Annotated in this window: 18 protein-coding genes; 4 read left to right on the top strand and 14 right to left on the bottom strand. The window is 48.9% G+C overall.

From position 1 onward, the window contains the following. Window positions 1-112 precede the first annotated feature (112 nt). From csoR to MHB72_RS18515, 4 genes are all read left to right on the top strand, one after another. Window positions 113-418, top strand: a complete 306-nt coding sequence (gene csoR / locus MHB72_RS18530) for a copper-sensing transcriptional repressor CsoR (protein WP_020452956.1) — start codon at window positions 113-115, stop codon at window positions 416-418. Between the two features lie 94 nt (window positions 419-512). Further along, window positions 513-722 (top strand): copper chaperone CopZ, encoded by a 210-nt coding sequence (gene copZ / locus MHB72_RS18525; protein ID WP_020452955.1) that lies wholly within the window; start codon window positions 513-515, stop codon window positions 720-722. A 36-nt stretch (window positions 723-758) separates the two neighbouring features. Then, entirely contained in the window at window positions 759-3,194 is a 2,436-nt protein-coding gene (locus tag MHB72_RS18520; RefSeq protein ID WP_216919501.1) for a heavy metal translocating P-type ATPase, read from the top strand. Continuing rightward, window positions 3,191-3,340, top strand: coding sequence for a hypothetical protein (locus tag MHB72_RS18515; RefSeq protein ID WP_023856286.1), 150 nt, complete (start codon window positions 3,191-3,193; stop codon window positions 3,338-3,340). The genes MHB72_RS18520 and MHB72_RS18515 overlap by 4 nt, the downstream gene beginning before the upstream one ends. A 41-nt stretch (window positions 3,341-3,381) precedes the next feature. Here MHB72_RS18515 and MHB72_RS18510 read toward each other — a convergent pair whose 3' ends face one another. The 14 genes from MHB72_RS18510 to MHB72_RS18445 form a co-directional block, all read right to left on the bottom strand. After that, on the bottom strand, window positions 3,382-4,233 hold the full coding sequence (locus tag MHB72_RS18510; RefSeq protein ID WP_020452953.1) for a tagatose bisphosphate family class II aldolase: 852 nt from the start codon (window positions 4,231-4,233) through the stop codon (window positions 3,382-3,384). A gap of 25 nt (window positions 4,234-4,258) precedes the next feature. Next, complete coding sequence (locus tag MHB72_RS18505; protein ID WP_023856283.1) at window positions 4,259-4,717, bottom strand: PTS sugar transporter subunit IIA; 459 nt, start codon at window positions 4,715-4,717, stop codon at window positions 4,259-4,261. A gap of 6 nt (window positions 4,718-4,723) precedes the next feature. Then, entirely contained in the window at window positions 4,724-6,124 is a 1,401-nt protein-coding gene (locus MHB72_RS18500; protein WP_216919502.1) for a PTS fructose transporter subunit IIC, read from the bottom strand. A gap of 13 nt (window positions 6,125-6,137) precedes the next feature. Continuing rightward, on the bottom strand, window positions 6,138-7,052 hold the full coding sequence (gene pfkB / locus MHB72_RS18495) for a 1-phosphofructokinase (RefSeq protein WP_216919504.1): 915 nt from the start codon (window positions 7,050-7,052) through the stop codon (window positions 6,138-6,140). Window positions 7,053-7,135: 83 nt separating this feature from the next. After that, on the bottom strand, window positions 7,136-7,915 hold the full coding sequence (locus MHB72_RS18490) for a MurR/RpiR family transcriptional regulator (RefSeq protein ID WP_003185233.1): 780 nt from the start codon (window positions 7,913-7,915) through the stop codon (window positions 7,136-7,138). Window positions 7,916-8,023: 108 nt separating this feature from the next. After that, complete coding sequence (locus MHB72_RS18485; RefSeq protein ID WP_020452949.1) at window positions 8,024-8,350, bottom strand: four-helix bundle copper-binding protein; 327 nt, start codon at window positions 8,348-8,350, stop codon at window positions 8,024-8,026. Between the two features lie 104 nt (window positions 8,351-8,454). Continuing rightward, window positions 8,455-9,384 (bottom strand): metal ABC transporter substrate-binding protein, encoded by a 930-nt coding sequence (locus MHB72_RS18480; RefSeq protein ID WP_216919507.1) that lies wholly within the window; start codon window positions 9,382-9,384, stop codon window positions 8,455-8,457. Between the two features lie 28 nt (window positions 9,385-9,412). After that, entirely contained in the window at window positions 9,413-10,270 is an 858-nt protein-coding gene (locus MHB72_RS18475; RefSeq protein ID WP_216919509.1) for a metal ABC transporter permease, read from the bottom strand. Continuing rightward, on the bottom strand, window positions 10,270-11,013 hold the full coding sequence (locus MHB72_RS18470) for a metal ABC transporter ATP-binding protein (protein ID WP_023856278.1): 744 nt from the start codon (window positions 11,011-11,013) through the stop codon (window positions 10,270-10,272). The genes MHB72_RS18475 and MHB72_RS18470 overlap by 1 nt, the downstream gene beginning before the upstream one ends. 224 nt (window positions 11,014-11,237) lie before the next feature. Continuing rightward, complete coding sequence (locus MHB72_RS18465) at window positions 11,238-14,180, bottom strand: glycoside hydrolase family 3 C-terminal domain-containing protein (RefSeq protein WP_340903558.1); 2,943 nt, start codon at window positions 14,178-14,180, stop codon at window positions 11,238-11,240. A 14-nt stretch (window positions 14,181-14,194) separates the two neighbouring features. Next, a complete protein-coding gene (gene yicI / locus MHB72_RS18460; RefSeq protein WP_216919513.1) occupies window positions 14,195-16,504 on the bottom strand; it encodes an alpha-xylosidase in 2,310 nt (769 codons plus the stop codon). A gap of 21 nt (window positions 16,505-16,525) precedes the next feature. Next, window positions 16,526-17,347 (bottom strand): carbohydrate ABC transporter permease, encoded by an 822-nt coding sequence (locus MHB72_RS18455; protein WP_216919515.1) that lies wholly within the window; start codon window positions 17,345-17,347, stop codon window positions 16,526-16,528. Further along, on the bottom strand, window positions 17,344-18,237 hold the full coding sequence (locus MHB72_RS18450; RefSeq protein WP_023856274.1) for a carbohydrate ABC transporter permease: 894 nt from the start codon (window positions 18,235-18,237) through the stop codon (window positions 17,344-17,346). Before MHB72_RS18450 ends, MHB72_RS18455 begins: the two co-directional genes overlap by 4 nt. A 26-nt stretch (window positions 18,238-18,263) precedes the next feature. Continuing rightward, a complete protein-coding gene (locus MHB72_RS18445; protein WP_216919517.1) occupies window positions 18,264-19,484 on the bottom strand; it encodes an ABC transporter substrate-binding protein in 1,221 nt (406 codons plus the stop codon). Window positions 19,485-19,673: the final 189 nt, after the last annotated feature.

Here is a 19,673-nt window from a genome sequence, read left to right as displayed (position 1 = left end):
ACCCCGCAGAAAATTGGGGTTGTCTCTTTTTTTTAGACATGTTTCGCTTCGCATTTTATAATGGTACAAACGGGTAACTTGGACAAAATATAATGGAAAGAGAGGTGCTCCGATGTCAGCAGATCATCATGAACACACATTAAATCCCAAAAGTTCTAAAGGAAAAGAACAAATCACAAATCGTTTAAAGCGGATTGAAGGGCAGGTCAGAGGCATTCAAAACATGATCGAAAATGACCGCTACTGCGTCGATATTCTTGTTCAAATCTCAGCTGTGCAAGCCGCGATGCAAAAGGTGGCTTTCAGCCTGCTTGAAGATCATACCCACCATTGTGTGGCAAACGCGATTAAAAGCGGTGAAGGCGAAGAGGCCATCGAGGAGCTGCTTGATGTGTTTAAGCGTTTTTCAAAGTCGTGAACGAAAAAAGAGAAAATCGTTTTCTTGAAATACCCTACAGGGGTATGGTAATATAAAACCGATCAATATCATCAAACCATAGGAGGTTTTCAATATGGAACAAAAAACACTGAAAGTCGAAGGCATGTCTTGCAACCACTGTGTTCAGGCAGTAGAAGGAAACGTCGGAAAGCTTGGCGGAGTAGAGTCCGTTAAAGTGAATTTAAGCGAGGGCAAGGTCGAAGTTTCGTTTGATTCAGGCAAAGTATCGCTGAAAGAAATCATCGATACGATCGAAGATCAGGGGTATGATGTCGCAGGCTAATGTATACCTATAAGGGGTATATAAGGAGTGAAGGATATGGACGGACAAAAAGAAGCCACCCTCCAAATCTCTGGCATGACCTGCGCCGCCTGTGCGGCGCGGATCGAGAAAGGGTTGAAAAGGCTTGACGGCGTTCAGGACGCAAATGTGAACTTGGCGCTGGAAAAGTCAAAAATCGTTTATGATCCGGGGCAAATCGAAGTCGGACAGCTGGCTGAAAAAGTCGAATCGCTCGGCTATCAAGTTCCAGCGGAAAAAGCCGAATTCGCAATTTCCGGCATGACGTGTGCGGCTTGCGCCAACCGGGTTGAAAAGCGCCTCAACAAGCTGCCGGGCGTCAAAAACGCCGCCGTCAACTTTGCCATAGAGACTGCGGCAGTCGACTATCATACCGGTGCGGTTTCGCCGGAGGAAATGATCGAAGCCGTTGAAAAGCTCGGCTACAAGCTCGAGCTGAAAAAAGACCAAACTGCGGATGGAGCGGCGGAACAAAGAGAAAAAGGCATTCAGCGTCAAACCGGCAAGTTTATTTTTTCGGCCATTTTATCTTTTCCGCTGCTCTGGGCAATGGTCAGCCATTTCAAATTCACGTCATTTATATGGCTGCCGGAGATGTTCATGGATCCCTGGGTTCAGTTCGCGTTGGCGACACCGGTTCAGTTTATCGTCGGGAAACAGTTTTACACAGGGGCTTATAAAGCGCTTCGGAACAAAAGTGCGAACATGGATGTGCTGGTCGCTCTCGGCACGTCTGCCGCGTATTTCTACAGCTTGTATTTAAGCATTGAAAGCCTCGGCACGAACCGGCATCCGGACGGACTTTATTATGAAACAAGCGCCATCCTCTTAACCTTGATCATTTTAGGAAAGCTGTTTGAAGCGAAAGCGAAAGGGCGCTCATCCGAAGCGATCAAAAAGCTGATGGGGCTGCAGGCAAAGACGGCGACCGTCGTCAGAAACGGCGAAGAGATGACCGTGCCGATTGAAAACGTATTGGCAGGCGACATCATGTACGTGAAGCCCGGTGAAAAAGTACCGGCAGACGGAGAGATTGTCGAAGGACGTTCTGCGCTGGATGAATCAATGCTCACCGGTGAAAGCATCCCTGTTGACAAGACGGTTGGAGATCCGGTTATCGGTGCTACAATCAATAAAAATGGATTTTTAAAAGTAAGAGCAGAAAAAGTAGGCAAAGATACTGCGCTGGCGCAGATTATAAAAGTCGTGGAAGAGGCGCAAGGTTCAAAAGCTCCGATTCAACGGCTCGCAGACCGGATTTCCGGGGTTTTTGTGCCGATTGTCGTGGCGATCGCGGTCATCACATTTTTCGTCTGGTATTTGGCGGTTAGCCCCGGTGAATTCGGCACGGCGCTGGAAAAGCTGATTGCGGTGCTTGTGATCGCATGTCCGTGTGCGCTCGGTTTGGCAACACCGACTTCGATCATGGCCGGATCGGGCCGTGCGGCTGAATTCGGAATTTTATTCAAAGGCGGCGAACATTTGGAGACGGCTCACCGCTTGGAGACGATCGTGCTTGACAAGACGGGGACGGTCACAAATGGAAAGCCTCAGCTCACAGATGTGCGCACTGAACCATGGATCGATGAAACATCGTTTCTCAAGCTTATCGGTGCTGCGGAAAAAAACTCTGAACATCCGCTTGCTGAAGCCATTGTCGAAGGCGTTAAAAAGAGAGAGATAGAACCGGCCTCCGCAGACAGCTTTGAAGCGATACCCGGTTATGGTATCGAAGCCGCAGTCAATGAAAAACGGATTTTGATCGGCACAAGACGGCTGATGGAAAGCCGTGATATTGACATTCAAGAGGCGCACAGCGAAATGGAGAAGTTTGAAACACAAGGAAAGACGGCGATGCTTGCCGCCATCGACGGTCGGTTTGCCGGGCTGATCGCCGTCGCCGATACGATAAAAGACACGTCGAAGAGAGCGGTGAAAAGGCTGCATGATATGGGGCTTGAAGTCGTCATGATCACCGGAGACAACCGGCGGACGGCAGAAGCGATTGCTGCTGAAGGTGGCATTCAGCATGTCATTGCAGAAGTCCTGCCTGAAGGAAAAGCAGATGAAGTGAAGAAAATCCAGGCAAAAGGCAAAAAAGTCGCGATGGTCGGCGACGGCATCAATGATGCGCCGGCACTGGCGGCAGCCGATACCGGAATGGCGATCGGAACGGGGACTGACGTCGCCATGGAAGCCGCCGATATCACCTTGATCCGCGGCGATTTAAACAGCATCGCCGATGCGATCCTCATGAGCAGGCTGACGATCAAAAACATTAAACAAAACCTTTTCTGGGCGTTTGCCTACAACAGCATCGGCATTCCGTTCGCGGCCGTCGGGCTTTTGGCCCCGTGGATCGCAGGTGCCGCGATGGCGTTCAGTTCGGTCTCGGTCGTTCTGAATGCACTCAGGCTGCAAAAGGTGAAGCTTGATTGGAGGAATCCGTCTTGAAGGATAAAACAGTTCTCGTTTGGACGGTTTCGGCGGTTGTTTATGTAGGAATTGTCATGCTCGTATACAGCATATTGGCCGCTCAGGAACCGATACCGGATGAAAAGCCTCATGACGGTCATGCTTTAGAAGAGCATGCCAAATGATTTGAAAAAGCCGGATGTTAAAGAACATCCGGCTTTTTGCATTAGTATCTGTTATTGCTCATACACATCAAAATCTTTTCCTGAACGATTTCTTTCATGGCTTCTTTGGCGGGGGCCATATATTTTCTTGGATCGCTTGCATCAGTGTGTTCATGCAGATAACGGCGCAGTTTATCTGAAAAAGGAATTTTTAATTCAGTCGCGATATTTACTTTTGCACAGCCGAGCTTGATGCACTTTCTTACATCTTCTTGCGGAATTCCTGAGGCGCCGTGCAGGACAAGCGGAACTGAAACCCGTTTTTGAATCGCGGCCAGCCGGTCAAAATCGATATTGGGTTCTTTTGAGTAAAGCCCGTGGGCTGTACCGATTGCCACCGCAAGCGAATCGATTCCGGTTTTCTCGACGAACTCTTTTGCTGCATCCGGATCGGTGTAATAAGCGTCGGCTTCATCCACGATTAAATCATCTTCCTGTCCGCCGAGCCTTCCGAGCTCGGCTTCTACAGTGGCATCTTTTTGCCGGGCATATTGTACGACGCTCGCTACAATTGCGGTATTTTCGGCAAATGGATGGTGCGAAGCATCAATCATCACCGATTTTGTCCCTAATGATAAAGACTCGCGAATATCATCAATCTCTTCATGATGATCGAGATGGAGGGCGACCGGGATTGAACAGCGCGCTGCGGCCGTTTCTGCAATCGCTTGAATATAGTCGCGGCCTGCATAGCTGAAGGTTCCGGGAGTAGCCGCAAGAATCACGGGGGATCTTAGGGCTTCAGCCGCTTCTGTCACGGCTTGCACGGTTTCCAGGTTGTGAATGTTAAAGGCCGGTACCGCATAGCCGTTTGTCTGTGCGTCCAACAGCATTTTCTTCGTATTTGTCAGCATATCGATTCCTTCTTTCTGATCAAAATTAGGATATATAGCTCGAAAAGGTGTTCAGAATGTCGTCAGGACTCGAGGCTTTAATCAGCTGCTGCCTCGCATCTTCGTGAACAAGCATGCGAGACACCGATGATAATAGATTGAGATGTGTGCTGCCTGCCTCGGCATCTGGTATCAATAAAGCAATGATAAATGTGACAGGGTTTTGATCAAGCGCGTTCCATTCGATGCCCATCTGGTTTTGAATGATGATGACAGATGCTTCTGTGATGTCCTTCAGTTTTGCATGGGGAATGGCAAAGCCTTCAATGAAGCCGGTCGTACTTTCAGCCTCTCTTTGTGCCAATCCGTGTATGACCGCTTGTTTTGTTTGGGCGGCTCCCGATTCATATGCGACCTGAGCCACCCGGTCAAATGCTTCCGCTTGGGAAGATAACGTTTCTTGAAGATAGATGTGCTCTTTTTTGATTAAAGCTGTTGTGCCCATGTTTGATCAGCCTTTCTGTTTTTCATATGTCCGTTTTTGATAAAAACCGTATAAGAAGGCGCCGATAAGCGATCCGATGATAATCGACAACACCCATTGAAAGGCTCCTGTGACAACGGGAAGTACAAGGAATCCGCCGTGCGGGGCAGGTACTTGAACTGCGAATGAGTATGTTAATATCGCCGATATCGAAGAGCCGATCATCAAAATCGGAATGACAGGGATCGGTTTTTTTGCGGCGAACGGGATAGCACCTTCGGTAATATGAGTGGCGCCGAGAATAAAATTGACAAGCCCTGCATTTCGGTCCTGCTGGCTGAAATATTTGCGGAAAAGCAAAGTGGCAAACGCAATGACGAGCGGCGGTGTGATGCACGCGGCGGAAACGCCTGCCATGAAATATTGGTTCCCTTCAGCGAGAAGAGCAGTGCCGGTGACATAAGCGGCTTTATTGACCGGACCGCCCATGTCAAATGCGCTCATACAGCCGATAATCAAGCCGAGAATGACGGGATTCGCTCCTTGAAAATCGGCTAAAAAGTCCTTCATCCCTTCATTGATGGCCGTCATCGGCTCCACGAGGAAAAACATGACCGCACCGATCAGAAAAATGCCGATAACCGGATAAAGAAAAATTGCTTTTAGCCCTTCGAGGGATTGAGGCATTTTTTTAAGTGCATACGAGAGACCGTAAATGATCAGTCCCGCCAAAAAACCGGATACGATGCCGCCCAGAAAACCCGCTCCCCCTGTACTGGCGATCATGCCGCCGATAAACCCGACAATCAGGCCGGGACGTTTGGCCATTGAAGCGGCGATATAGGCGGATAAAATCGGAACCATCAGCTGGAAGCCGAATGCGCCCGTTTTATTCAGCAATTCGGCAAAAGCGTTGTAGCTTGGATGTTCAGGATCTGCTGAATGGATGCCGAATAAAAAGGAAAGTGCAATTAAAACCCCTCCGCCGACGACAAATGGGAGCATGTGGGAAACCCCGTTCATCAAATGTTTATATATTTTACGGCCGATGGAAGCGGCTTCGCCTGTTTGGAGTTCATCCTCTGTTTTTGCCGCTGTTTGTTCGCGGTAAATCGGCGCTTCGCCGTTCATCAGCGCCCGAATTAAAGATTCCGCATCTCGGATGCCCCGCGCAACCGGGACGTCAAGGACGCGTTTGCCTGCAAAACGCTCGGCGCCTACATCTTTGTCAGCCGCGACAATGACTCCGTCGGCTTGTTTAATGTCCTCTGGCGATAGTTCGTTTTGAACGCCGATTTGTCCGTGTGTTTCGACTTTGATTTCTACACCCAGTTTGGCGGCGGCCTGTTTTAAGGCCTCTTCAGCCATAAATGTATGAGCAATGCCTGTTGGACAGCCAGTTGCCGCGATGATTTTGAACTTTTTCATAAGAAAACCCCCTTTATAAATGAGTGATTTGAATTTGTGAAGCTGTTTGATCGAGTTTGGACACATCTCCGAGGCCTTTCGAGAAAGCCGTCAAGGATCCGGCGGCAGAGGCGTGTCTGAGTGCTTCAGGAACAGAACAGCCGAGCTCCTGTTTTCCGACGAACACGGCAAGCATGGCATCGCCGGCACACGCGGTATTGACAACTTTGCCTTTGGCGGCTGTCGCTTTTAAGGTTCTTTGGCGGTCCAAATAAAGGGCGCCGTCTTTGCCGCGTGAGATGAGAACCCTTTGAGCGCCGCGATTGAGGAGCTCCTTTCCGTAGTGGATGATTTCTTCTTCAGACAGCGCTTTCTTCCGGCTGAAAAAAGCGGCAAGCTCCTGTTCATTCGGTTTAATCAGGTAAGGATGGTATGAAAGACAATCTAATAGAACGGGAGAGCTGATATCCAAGATCAATTTCAGTTTGTTTTCGGCGGCAATCTCGGAAAGCGAAAGATACATGTCATCTGGGACTCCTCTCGGAAGACTGCCTGAGACAAATAAAAAGCGGCCGGACGGAATTTGACGGATTTTGTTAATCAGCTCCTGTTTTCGGCCTTCAGATATGAGCGGACCTTTGTTTACAATTTTGAATTCCCGGGTGGCATTAATAAAAATATTAATCCGTGAGATGCCTTCGACTTCGACAAAGTCTGTGACGATTTTTTCACTCAGCAGTTCATTTTCAATAAAACGCCCGGTAAATCCGCCTGTAAATCCAAGCGCGGTATTGTTAAGGCCGAGGCGCTTGAGCATAAAAGAAATATTGACACCTTTTCCGTTTGGCTGATAATCTTCATCTTTAGTGCGGTTGACGACATCGGGAAGCAGCTCGTCGGTTTCAACGAATAAGTCGACCGCGGTATTCATCGTGCATGTATAGATCATGCTGTATCCCCCCTTTATCTGTGGCTTCACAGACATTATGTCACAGATAAAAGGGGGGATGTTTACAGGTTGTGTAAAGGTTTTCAGCTATGAGCGGTGCGGATGACGTATGAGTCCAGCATGATGCGGGAGAGGACTTGCAGAGGGAGGCGCGAGCGGACTTCATAATCGGGAAAAAATGATTGTTCACCTTTAAACCCGACTAGTACGATCTCTGATAATTTCGCAAGACGCGAATCGATCCTTGTTGTTAATGTAATGGTGGAAATGGCTTGCAATTTGAAATTTTGCGCGGCTTCAACAAGCTCCTCTGTCTCGCCGTTCAGGGAAACAAAAAGGCCGAGGTCTTTTTTTGCCAGTGTTTTTGACTTGCCTCTGATAATATTCGGGTCGCTGTGCATCTCGCAGTTTTTGCCGAGCAGCTGAAGCTTGATCGTCATCTCAGTCCCAATCATTTCAGACAATCCCCTTGCGAAAATGTAAACTTTTTCGGCATTGCTGATTTTTTGAATGGCATCTTCGATCAACCCGATATCAAGCATTTTAATCGTATCCAGAACTTCTCTTTCATTCTTGAGCACGGCCTGTTTAATTTGGCTGTCGATATCATCCATCAGCGGAGCGTGGCCGAGGTGGTGTTTTTCTTTTAATGCGTACTTAAAAGAAGTGTAGCCGTCATAACCGAGCTTTTTCATTAACCTGACAATCGTGGCTGTTGAAACATTTGCATCCTCGCTTAATTTTACAATCGATAAAGTGGCGATGACATCTAAGTGCTGATAAATGTACTCGAGCAAATGCCGTTCTGAATCGCTGAGCGACTGATATGTGTCAGAAGTCATTTGAAACACGCTGTCTTTCATATTAAAACCCCCTTTTATAGTCATATTGTATCAGTTTAGTAAGGGGGAGGAGAAAAAATAAACGTTTCCGACATAAAAATATCCGGCCCGAGAGCCGGATATTTCAAGTTAAGAAGCGATTTTTCTGCATGCTTCCGCACATGCAAAGCAGCTTTCAGCGCAAAGCTGGCAGTGGTCATGCTTGTGCAGGCTGCATTCATTGCCGCAAGCTTCGCAAACCTTTGCGCAAAGCTGGCAAATGTCTTCGGCATACGGGCTGTTGCGCGTCATGGCTTGAAGTGCGAATCCGCACATCTCCGCGCATTCCCGGTCAAGCCGGATGCATTCGGCCATCATCCCCGCGTCTTCTTCCATCAGACATTTGTCAAAGCAGTGATTGCAGGCTTCAAGGCATTCCCGGCAGGCTTTGATGCATTCCTCGTATACAGATTTCACGAAATACACTCCTTTTTTCTGCGTTTTCCCTTCGTTGTACCCTGCTTTAAAATCGGGAAAACATGCGAAAAAAACTGCTGTACAGGATGTACAGCAGTTTTTGGTTATTCGGCGAGACCTTGATGGATCCGGTCAAGGTTTTCTTTCATCATCTTATAATAGGAATCTCCCGCTTCACCGGGCTTTCCGATCGAATCGGTGAAGACTTTTGCTTTAATCGGCACGCCCGTTTCCGCTGACAGGCTTTCCATGCTCCGCGGGTCAACGCTTGTCTCCACGAATAAGGCCGGAACTTCCTTTTTCTTCACCGTGTCGACGATTTTTTTCATCTGACCGGGAGTTCCTTCATTTTCGGTATTGATTTCCCAAATATACTGCGCGTCGACGCCGTAGGCCGAAGCGAAATATTTAAAAGCTCCTTCGCTCGTCACAAGGACGCGGCGCTCTTTCGGTATATCTTTAAAGCGGTTCACCGCTTCATTATGAAGCTTTTGCAGCTTGCCGATATAGGCTTCAGCGTTTTTCTCGTAATCTTCTTTATGGTCGGGATCGTTTTTGATCAGCGCATCTCTCGCGTTTTTGGCATATTGAATCCCGTTTTCTATATCGAGCCATGCATGGGGATCTTCTTCCGATTCTTTACCTTTGGCAGTGAGATGCTTTGGCTTGACCCCTTTGCTCAGCTTGTAGACAGGGGCGTCATCGCCGTCTTTTTCAGCTGTTTCCAGCAGCTTGTTAAACCAGCCGTTTCCTGTCTCCAAATTCAGGCCGTTGTAAAAGATGACATCGGCGTCCGTCGTTTTTTGCACGTCTTTTGGCAGCGGGTCGTATTCGTGCGGGTCTGTTCCAACAGGTACAATGCTGTATAAATCGATGTGATCTCCTCCGACTTGTTTGACGATGTCATAGAGAATGGAGTAGGTGGTGACGACCTTCAGCTTTCCGTTTTCTTCACTGCTGCTTTTCGATGAGCAGCCGGCGGCGAGAACAAGAATCAATGCCGCCGCAATGGCTAATGTTTGCTTCCATTTCATGTTTTGTGTTCCCCCTTTATATTGTGGATTATTGAAGTGCTGCCCGCTTTCTTCTTGATTTCAAAGCTCTCCAAAGCACGCCTTGTTTCGGTGAAAATGTAAAGGAAAGTCCGAACAAAATCGTAGCCACGAGCACGATCGCCGCTCCTGAGGAGAGGTTGTACGTATAGCTTAATCCAAGACCGACGACCGCTGACAAAGCGCCGAGGAAAGCGGACAAATAGATCATCACCCACAGCCGGTCCGTTAATAAATAAGCGGTTGCGGCAGGCGTGATCAGCATCGCGACGACGAGGATAATGCCGACGGTCTGAAGCGATGCGACCGTGACCATCGTTAAAAGCGTCATTAAAAAGTAGTGAATCAGCCGGTTCGGCAAGCCGTAGACGGCCGCCATCGTCGGGTCGAAAGAGGTGATGAGCAGCTCTTTGTAAAACAAAAAGACGGCGGTAAGAATCATGACTCCGATGACGAGCGTGATCCACATGTCGGATGAACGAACGGCCAGCACATTTCCGAATAAGATGTGGTACAGATCGCTTGAGCTTTTGACAAGCGTGATCAAAATGATCCCGACGGCGAAAAAGGCTGTGAAGACGATACCGATGGCCGAATCGTTTTTAATCCGGCTGTTTTGGCTGACATAGCCGATTCCGAGAGCCGTCAGGATGCCCGTAAAGACGGCGCCGAAGAAAAAATTGACGCCGAGCATATAAGAGATGGCGACGCCGGGAAGGACCGCGTGTGAAATCGCATCTCCCATCAGCGCCATTCCCCTGAGAATGATAAAGCAGCCGATGACGCCGCAAATGATGCCCACCATAATCGATGTGAACAGCGATTTTTGCAGAAACGAATATTCCATCAAACCCTGGATAAATTCCATCACATCGCACCCCTTTTCGATTGCAGGAACGGAAGCTGAGATTCGTAGGCTTTCATCATCACGTCGGGATTGAGGATGTCGGAGACCGGGCCTTTTTGAATCAGCTCTTTATTCAGCAAAATTAATTCATTGAAATAGCTGTCCGCTTTGCTCAAATCGTGATGGACGACAAGAACGGTTTTTCCTTCATCACGAAGTTCCTTTAAGATGCTGACGATCATTTCTTCACTCGTCACATCAATTCCGACGAACGGTTCGTCAAGACAGAACAGCTCTGCTTTTTGGGCGAGCGCCCGGGCGAGAAAAACGCGCTGCTGCTGCCCGCCTGACAGTTCACCGATCTGGCGCTTGGCGTATGCTTCCATCCCGACTTTTTCAAGACAGTGATATGCCCAGTCTTTATCGCGTTTTTTCGGACGTCTGAAAAGGCCGAGTTCAGGATATGTGCCGAGGATGACGGTGTCGAGCACATTGATCGGGAACGTCCAATCCATATCATTCCGCTGCGGAACATAGGCGATTTGCTTGCGTACATGTTTGAGCGGTTTTCCGAGCAGACGGACGTCGCCTTTATCTTTTGGAATCAATTGGAGCATGGCTTTTAACAGTGTTGATTTTCCTGCGCCGTTCGGTCCGATAACGCCCGCCATCATTCCTTGATCAAGCGAGAAATTGATATTGCGAAGCGCTTCTGCGCCGTGATAAGAAACATATAAATCTTTTACAGTAATCGCGGGTTTCATAGGTTCATTAACCCCTTTCTATGTCTATATGAAAGTTAACCTGAATACAATATTTTTGTTGCGGTAATATTTTATTGCCTTATGACATTTTTTTTACCTAATGCAACTTTTGATTGAATTCTAATATATCATTCCTAAGTTGTAAAGCACTAAAATTGCTGAAAAACGGTAAAAGCCATGCAGATCAAGCTGCATGGCTTTAAAAAAATTTCTTCTGTGCCGGTTTATCGTTCAAATTGAAACGTATCGATTGCGACTTTCCCTTTGAAGACAAAGTAGATGCGATGGGTGCCTGCCGATTTTCGGACGGAAGCTTTTATCGTTTTCCAGTTATGCAATCCGGATGTGTCAGGCACTTTTAACGAGCCGATTTGCTTTCCTTTTTGAGGATGATCGAGGAAGATGCTGATTTCGCCGTCGCCTCTGCTTGCAACCTTTGCTTTTATCCTTTTTTCGCCTTTGAAGCGGACATCATGGAAGGCGATCCACGCGTTTGCTGTACTGCTTTTTACCGCATCGCCGCCGTATTTGGATTCTTCGGTGATGAGCACGCCTTTGTAGTCGTCGTAGTTTTCAGCGTTTGTCTGCCGCCGCAAGTTCCGTTCTCGAATCGTTTCACCTTGGACGAAAATCCGCTTTGTCTTGCGGATGTCCGCCGCCGAGCTCCCGACCGATATTTTGTATGCGCCTCTTTCAACGGCAAACGTTTCGCTCGTTACATCCCAGAAGGCAAGGTCTGCCTGTTTCAGCTTGAATGTCGCGGTTTTCGTTTCTTTCGGTGCCAGCTCAACGCGCTGAAAGTTTTTCAAGTCCAGATTGGGCTGTTTAACCCGCGTGTTAAACAGGGGAGAAGTATAGAGCTGAACGACCTCATCTCCTTTTCTTCCGCCTGTGTTGGTGACGTTGACGCGGATCGTGACGGAGCCGTCTTTTTTGATGCTGTCAGAGGAAACGCTTAAACCGCTGTAGTGGAACGCTGTATAGGATAACCCGTGGCCGAACGGATACAGCGGCTTGCCTTCGAAATATTTATAGGTTCTTTTCCCTTTGATGATATCGTAATTCATCATATCCGGCAGTTCTTTGACTGACGTGTGCCAAGTTTGCGTCAGCCGTCCGCCCGGATTTTCATCTCCAAAGAGAATGTCCGCCAATGCGCTTCCCGCCTCCTGGCCTCCGTGTGCGGAGTATATGATCGCAGGAATGTGCGCTTTAGCCCAGTTGAGAGCGAACGGATAGCTGCTCGTTACGACAAGCACCGTATTGGGATTGGCTTTAGAAACAGCTTTCAGCAGATTTTCCTGGGCCGGAGGTAGTGTAATGTCTTTCCGGTCTTCGGTTTCCCGGCCGTTGATGTAAGGATTGTTGCCGACAAACACGACGGCTTTGTCCGCGGTTTTTGCCAGTCGAACCGCTTCCTCCGTACTGCTCTTGATGATCGCCTTTGAAAACTTTTCCGCTGCTGTCGCCGGCTTTTCGGCAGCGGCTGTTAATGTCCCGTCTTTTCCAGCGGTGAGATATTTGCCGTTTGCCGTATTTTTGATGGCAAATGTCCCGTCAGGCTGCTGTTCAAACTGGAAAGTTTCTTTGACGGTCCAGCCGTTCGGCTGTTTCTGATCAGCGATCAGTTTGCCGTCATCCTGAAGCGAGACATAGAGACCGTTCGCTTGGGCGCGGAGGGTGAAAATGCTTTCTCCCCAATCCGCCGCATCGAATGCCGCGCTTTTCTCAAGCTTGTCAGCCGATGCTGTGAGCGGTTGTTTGCCGTCCCGGCCTGCGGTTACAAACTTTCCTGTCAGGGCGGATTTGAACCCGCTTTGTTCCAACCCTTCGGCAAAGGAGACGCGGTCTTTGCCGATTTTGTCCGCGATTCCGTCAAGCGGGGTTTTCCGATACGGCATCGTTCCGCTGTACCAATCTTCGTAAAGCGCATTTCCGAACGGTCCGATAACTGCGATGTTTTCATTTTTCCGGGTATTGAAGGGCAGCAGATTCCGGTCGTTTTTCAGTAAAACAATGGCTTTTTCAGCCGCTTTTTTCGCAAGCTGCCGGTGCTTTGGACTGTTGATGACGCCATCTGTCAGGCGGCTGTACGGATTGAGTTCGTCCGGATCGAACTCGCCTGTTCGAAAACGGATGCTGAATGTGTTGGCCAAGGCTTGATCGAGGTCTTTCTCAGACATAAGGCCATTCTTTAAGGCGCCGGTTAAGGCGGTTTTCGTCAGCCCGGGATTTTCTCCCTGATCTGTAAAGTTGTCAATGCCGGCTTTTACGGCGTGGGCATGCGCTTTTTCGTGGCTGTCATAATACTTGTGGTCAGTGACGATTCCTGAAGGATCAAAGGCGTCGCTGACGATGAAGAAATCGTCTCCGGCCCATTTTCCTTTGACTGTGCTGTTGAGCAGCGGGCTCAAAATGGCCGGTTTATCGTTGACAGAATTGTAGGCTGGCATCAGGCTGTACGCGGCTTTTGCGGAAATTGCCGTTTTGAAGGGCTTCAAATAATACTCGTTCATGTTCCTGGGATCAATGCTTGAGGAGCTGAATCCCCGGTCTGTTTCGTTGTTATAGGCAAGAAAATGTTTTAAGGTAGGAACTGTTTTCAAATAGAAGGGGTGCTCGCCCCTTAAACCGGAGGCATAGGCGGTTGCTATTTCCCCTGTTAAAAAAGGGTCTTCGGAATAGCCTTCTTCATTTCTACCCCACCTTGGATCCCGCAGCAGATCAACGACCGGCGCCCAGACATTGACTCCGTTTGCCGCGGGATCAAGGTGGTGGAAGCCGCGGACTTCATCGCCGACCGCTGAGCCGATTTGTTTGATTAAAGAGCGGTCCCATGTGTGTGCGAGCCCGACAGCCTGCGGGAAAACGGTCGCTTCCCCGAGCCAGGCAACGCCGTGAAGCGCTTCTGTGCCTGTTTTAAAAGCGGGAATGCCCAGCCGGGGAATGGCAGGCTGATATTGATGCATCAGCGACACTTTTTCCTCAAGGGTCAGTCGAGAAAGCAAGTCGCTGACCCTTTTTTGAACAGGGAGACTTGGATCTTGAAAGGGATATTCATATTCATCAGCCTGGGTTTTAGCGGCCGCGGGCGGCGGATTGACAGCGGCGGCGGAAAGGATCGTGCACATTGCCGCCAACATGATGGTGCGGACCGTTTTCAGCATCCTGATCACTCCTTTTAGAAAAAAATGAAGACATCCCGGTCCTTTTCTTTTGGCTGAATTGCTGTTCCCTCCTGAAGCGCTTCCGCTGCGCCGTTTATGACAGAAGTGACAGACAGATCGCGGATGAGCAGCTTCCATTTCTTTTGGACGCCTGTTGTTTTCACGGTAATCGTATTTTCATGCCGTGAAGCTCTGACTGTCATTGCTTCGCACTTTTCATTGTAAATCGTCTGTTCGGCTGTGCAGCCGTCTTTTAATTGGTAAAGGCAGAACGTCACACCGTCGAGATAATCATAATCAGGTCGCCCGGATTCCTGCCCGAGCGGCAGCAGCGTATTTTCCCTGACGAACAGGGGAAGCCCCATATACCCGTACTGTTCTTCTTTCCATTCTCCGCCTTCCGTCTCTTTTCCCGTCAAAAGGTGTGTCCAGGTGCCTTTTGGCAAATAATAACGGACAACACCGTCTTCCTGAAAAACGGGAGCGACGAGGAGTCTTCCGCCGAGCATGTACTGTCTGTCAAGCCAGTGGCAAGTGTTGTCCCCGGGAAATTCGAGGAGCATCGCCCGCATCATCGGAATGCCTTCAGCGTGCGCTTCATGCGCGGCGGCGTACAAATAAGGCATCAGCCTGTGCTTCAGTTTGACAAAATACCGCATCACATCGGCCGCTTCTTCGTCAAACAGCCACGGAACGCGATATGATTCGCTCCCGTGCAGGCGGCTGTGCGTCGACAAGAGGCCGAATGCGGTCCAGCGCTTATACAAATCGGCTGTTGCCGTGCTTTCAAATCCGCCGATATCGTGGCTCCAGAAGCCGAAGCCTGAAAGGGAAAGCGACAGGCCGCCGCGAAGGCTTTCAGCCATTGAATCATAGCTGGCAAAACAATCCCCGCCCCAGTGTACGGGAAATTGCTGGCCTCCGGCCGTCGCCGACCTTGCAAACACGACCGCTTCCCGTTCGCCGCGCTTTTGCTTCAACAGGTCAAATACGGTTTTGTTGTATAAAAAAGAATAATAATTGTGCATTCTGTCGGGGTCTGATCCGTCAAAGTAAACCGCGTCTCTCGGAATCCGTTCTCCGAAATCGGTCTTGAAACAGTCGACGCCCATGTCGAGCAGGCTTTCAAGTTTTGAACAATACCAGTCACGCGCTTTTCGATTGGTGAAGTCGACGATTGCCATGCCGGCCTGCCACCGGTCCCACTGCCACACATCCCCCCGGCTGTTTTTTAAAAAGTAGCCGTTTTCTTTTCCTTCCTGAAAAAGCTTCGATTTTTGGGCGATGTAAGGGTTGATCCAGACGCATATTTTCAACCCCTTATCTTTCAGGCGGCTGAGCATAGCTTCAGGCTGCTTAAAATATCGTTCATCCCATTCGAAATTGCACCATTCAAATTCTTTCATCCAGAAGCAGTCAAAATGAAACACGCTGAGCGGGATGCCGCGTTCGGTCATCCCGTCGATGAAACGTGTCACGGTTTCCTCAGAATAGTCGGTTGTAAACGATGTGGACAGCCAGAGGCCGAAAGACCAGGCCGGGGGAAGCGCCGGTTTTCCCGTTAACGACGCATAGCGTTTCAAAACATCCTTCGGTTCAGCACCGCTGATGATAAAATAGTCAAGCGTTTCCCCTTCGACCGAAAACTGCGCTTTGGATACGACTTCAGAACCGATTTCATACGAAACGAGCTCGGGATGATTGACAAAAACACCGTACCCTTTGTTTGACAAATAGAACGGCACATTTTTATACGCCTGCTCCGTGCTTGTGCCGCCGTCCTGATTCCAGATGTCTACGGTTTGGCCGTTTTTCACGAATGCCGTAAAACGCTCGCCGAGACTGTAGATCAATTCGCCGACGCCGATGTTGAGCTGTTCCCTCATAAAGGTGCGCCCGTCATTGCTCGTGATATAGGCGAGGCTATTCGATTCGCTTGCGGTCAGGCTCTGTCCATCACGTGAAAATTGGTAGCGCCAACCGCTTTTGCTCACCTCAACGCACAGGCTGCCGCTTTGGAAGGTCAGCGCATCATCTTGTTCGGAGATAACCGGCTCAACGTCTGTCATATCCAGCTGAAACTCGGGCTTGCGAGGCGTTTCCCCTTGAAAATGGGACACTTGCACACGGATCACGTCTTCAAGAGGACTCGAAAATCTGACGGTGAGCATGCGGGTGTCCAACGTGTACCCGCGCTTTTGAACCGCTTTGACAGGCCCGTATACAGTCAATGATTGCTGATCAATCATTCGGTCGTAGGCTTCTTTTGGCGTGTTGATGTGATATCCTTCGCGCGTCAGCCAGTAGCCGTCTGAAAATTTCATGATCGAAAACACCCTTTCTTTTTACTTGATGGAACCGCTGATCAGACCTTTAACAAGATGCTTTTGAAGCAGTATAAAAATGATGATGACAGGCAAAACCGATAAAACGGCAAATGCCATCAGATCATTCCACTGGATTCCGTATTGGCTGATCACATTGTAAATGCCGGCCGTCAGCGGCCACAGCTCCTGATTTCGGTTGAATGTCATGCTGTAAATCAAATCTCCCCATGCGAAAAAGAAGGAAACCGCTCCGCTGACGGCAATCCCGGGTACGCTGATAGGCAAAATAATGCGGATGAATGCGGTAAAACGGCTGCAGCCGTCGATTTTGGCCGCATCCTCAAGGTCCTTGGGAATCCCGAGAAAAAAAGTTCTGAGCATTAATACCGAAAAAGGAACGCCGAGCGTTGCTCCCGTCAAAATCGGTCCGATATACGTGTTTAATATGTTCAGCTGATTAAAGGCGATAAACAGCGGAGTCAAAACAACGGTGGCAGGCAGCATTTGCGTGATGAGAAACTGTAAAATGAACATTTTTTTGCCCTTGATCCGAAAGCGCGCCAAGCCGTAGGCGGAAGGAACGGCCAATATGAGAACGATGGCGGCAGCCGCCCCGGAAATCAGCAGGCTGTTCAAAAAGTATCCGGCGATGCCTGAAGTGAACACAGCTTCGAAGCCGGCCGTCCGGAATGTCTCGGGCCACAATAAAGGTGGTGTTTTAAACAATTCTGCCTCGCTTTTGAAAGCTGTGGCGATCATCCAATAAACGGGGAATAAAAAGCCGGCCGTAACGAGGACGCCAATAATGTTAAAGAGCCATTCCTTTTGCTTCGTTTTCATGACATCACCTCATCTTTTTTGATCAGCCGCAAATAGACAAGACTGACCAAAAGAAGAATGAAAAACAGGACATTGGCGCTTGCTGCGCCCATGCTGAATTGAAATTCGTCAAAGGAGTAGCGGTAGCTGACGGTTGACAGGACTTCAGTGGCGTGCACGGGGCCGCCTCCAGTCATCACAAACACAAGGTCGAACACTTTGAACGTATAAATGAAGCCGAGCATCATGACGACGGTGATCACCGGCCGCAATAAGGGTAGGGTCAGATGAATGAATTTCTGAAAAGCATTGGCGCCGTCAAGGCTTGCGCTTTCATAGACGTCTTCCGGAAGGGAGCTGAGACCGGCGGATATGAGCAGCATATTAAAGGGAATGCCGACCCAGATGTTGGCGATAATAACGGACCAGATGGCAATCTTCGGATCTGACAGCCAGGGGATTGGATTGTCGATCATTCCCCATGATAGGAGCAGCTGATTGAACACGCCTTCATTTGAAGCCATCATAAACTTGAATAAAAGCGCCGTAACCGTCAGCGGAATGAGCCAGCTCACCATCATCAATCCCCTGAGAAACGGGGCAAGCCGAAATTTCATGCTGAAAAACAAAGCGAGCAAAAAGCCGATTGCAAACTGAAAAACGACGCTTCCAGCCGTGTAGAGCAGCGTGTTTTTTAAAGATGCCCAAAATACTTTATCCTGGGCAAGCCGCTGATAATTGTCGATTCCTATAAAGCTGATATCCTTTGATGCTATATTTGCAAGCGACACGTTTTGAAAGCTGAGAATTATGTTGTAGATGAGAGGATAACCGATAAGGGCAAGCATAAAAAGAACGGCCGGGAACAAATAGAAGCACCCTTCCCATTTACGAATGATGGCTTTGATCATGTCAAAACTCCTTCGTGCGCTTAAAGCTAGTTTAAGGCGTTGATTTTTTGTGCGGCCTCATCCAGCGCTTCTTTCGGCGTTTTGCTTTCGCTCAATGCTTCCTGCAGGGCCGTCTGTAAAGCTTCCGAAATTTTCGGCCAGTTTTTCGAAGGGCCGCGGGCTGATGCAATCTCCATGATTGGAATAAAGGCTTTTAAATTGTCATCTGTTTTCCAATGACTTGATGATTCGAGCAAATCCTTACGCGGCGGGAATACACCTGTTTCCGCTGTCAGTGTTTCGAGCCGCTCCGGATCGATCAGCCAAGTGATGAAATCCCAGGCGCCGTCGGTGTTTTTTCCTTTAACGACTGCCATATTTTCCCCGCCAAGGGCGGAAGCGAATGTTTGATCCTTCGGGATGAAGGTAATCCCGTAATGTAAGTGACCGGCTTCTTTCAGCCGTTCAATATTCCAGGAGCCGTTGATCATCATAGCGAGCTGACCTGCTGCAAACTGTCTGGCCAGATCATCCTGGGTGGCGTTTAACACTTCCTTGCTCATTGCGCCTTCTTTGACCAGATCCGTTAAAAACTGCAGGGAAGAGGCTGCTTCTTTTGAATGCAGCTGTTTTAAATCTGCTCCGGAAGACAAAAGGAACGGATAAAATTGAAAAGCGCTTTCCTCTGATTTGACGGCTGACAGGGCAAATCCTTTCGTTTGGCCTTTGCTCGTTTTTTTCGCTGCTTTTTTCAGCTCGCTCCACGTTTCAGGCGGCTTGGAAATCCCTGCATCCTTCAAGAGGTCTTTGTTGTAAAACAAAGCAAGCGCATTGCTTGCGAAAGGGATGCCGTAGTACTTCTCTTCATATACGGCTGATGAGAGCGGCCCCTCATAATACCGGTCAGCCTGCCCCCATTGCTCGACTTTCTCTGTCAAATCTTCGAGCACGCCCATGGCGGCGAATGAGGCATTGTCGACATTGTCAAGGAAAACGGCGTCAGGCATGGCATTGCCGGCTGCTCCGACAGACAGCTGCTTTTTCACTTCATTAAAAGGAATGTACTCTGTTACGACTTTGTACCGATCCTGAGACCGATTGTACTGGTCGACAAGTTCATGATAAAGTTCCTGCTGCCTGCCGGTGAAATAATCCCAGACTTTGATTTCTTCCGCATGCTTTGCGCCGGCGTTGGTGCCGCTTTTGCAGCCTGCGGAAAAAACGAGGAGAAGGGCGAGGCAGATGCTCATCAGACACGATTTTTTCAAAAACGCTCACTCCTTATGAAAAAAGCTTGTTAGTTTAATAGCTAAACTAAGTATATTTGGGCATTGCTTCTAATATGCCAGCAGAGTTTCGCAGGCGCGAAAGCAGGGTAAAACGCGGAAACAGTCCGGTGCGTATGATAACAAAGATCGATTGACACATTTTTCGGATGAAGCATATAATAAGGGTAA

This window comes from Bacillus sp. FSL K6-1284 (assembly GCF_038002625.1).
Classification (GTDB): domain Bacteria; phylum Bacillota; class Bacilli; order Bacillales; family Bacillaceae; genus Bacillus; species Bacillus paralicheniformis.
The sequence above is the reverse complement of the archived record's forward strand: the minus strand, read 5'-3'. Positions and strand labels throughout refer to the sequence as shown.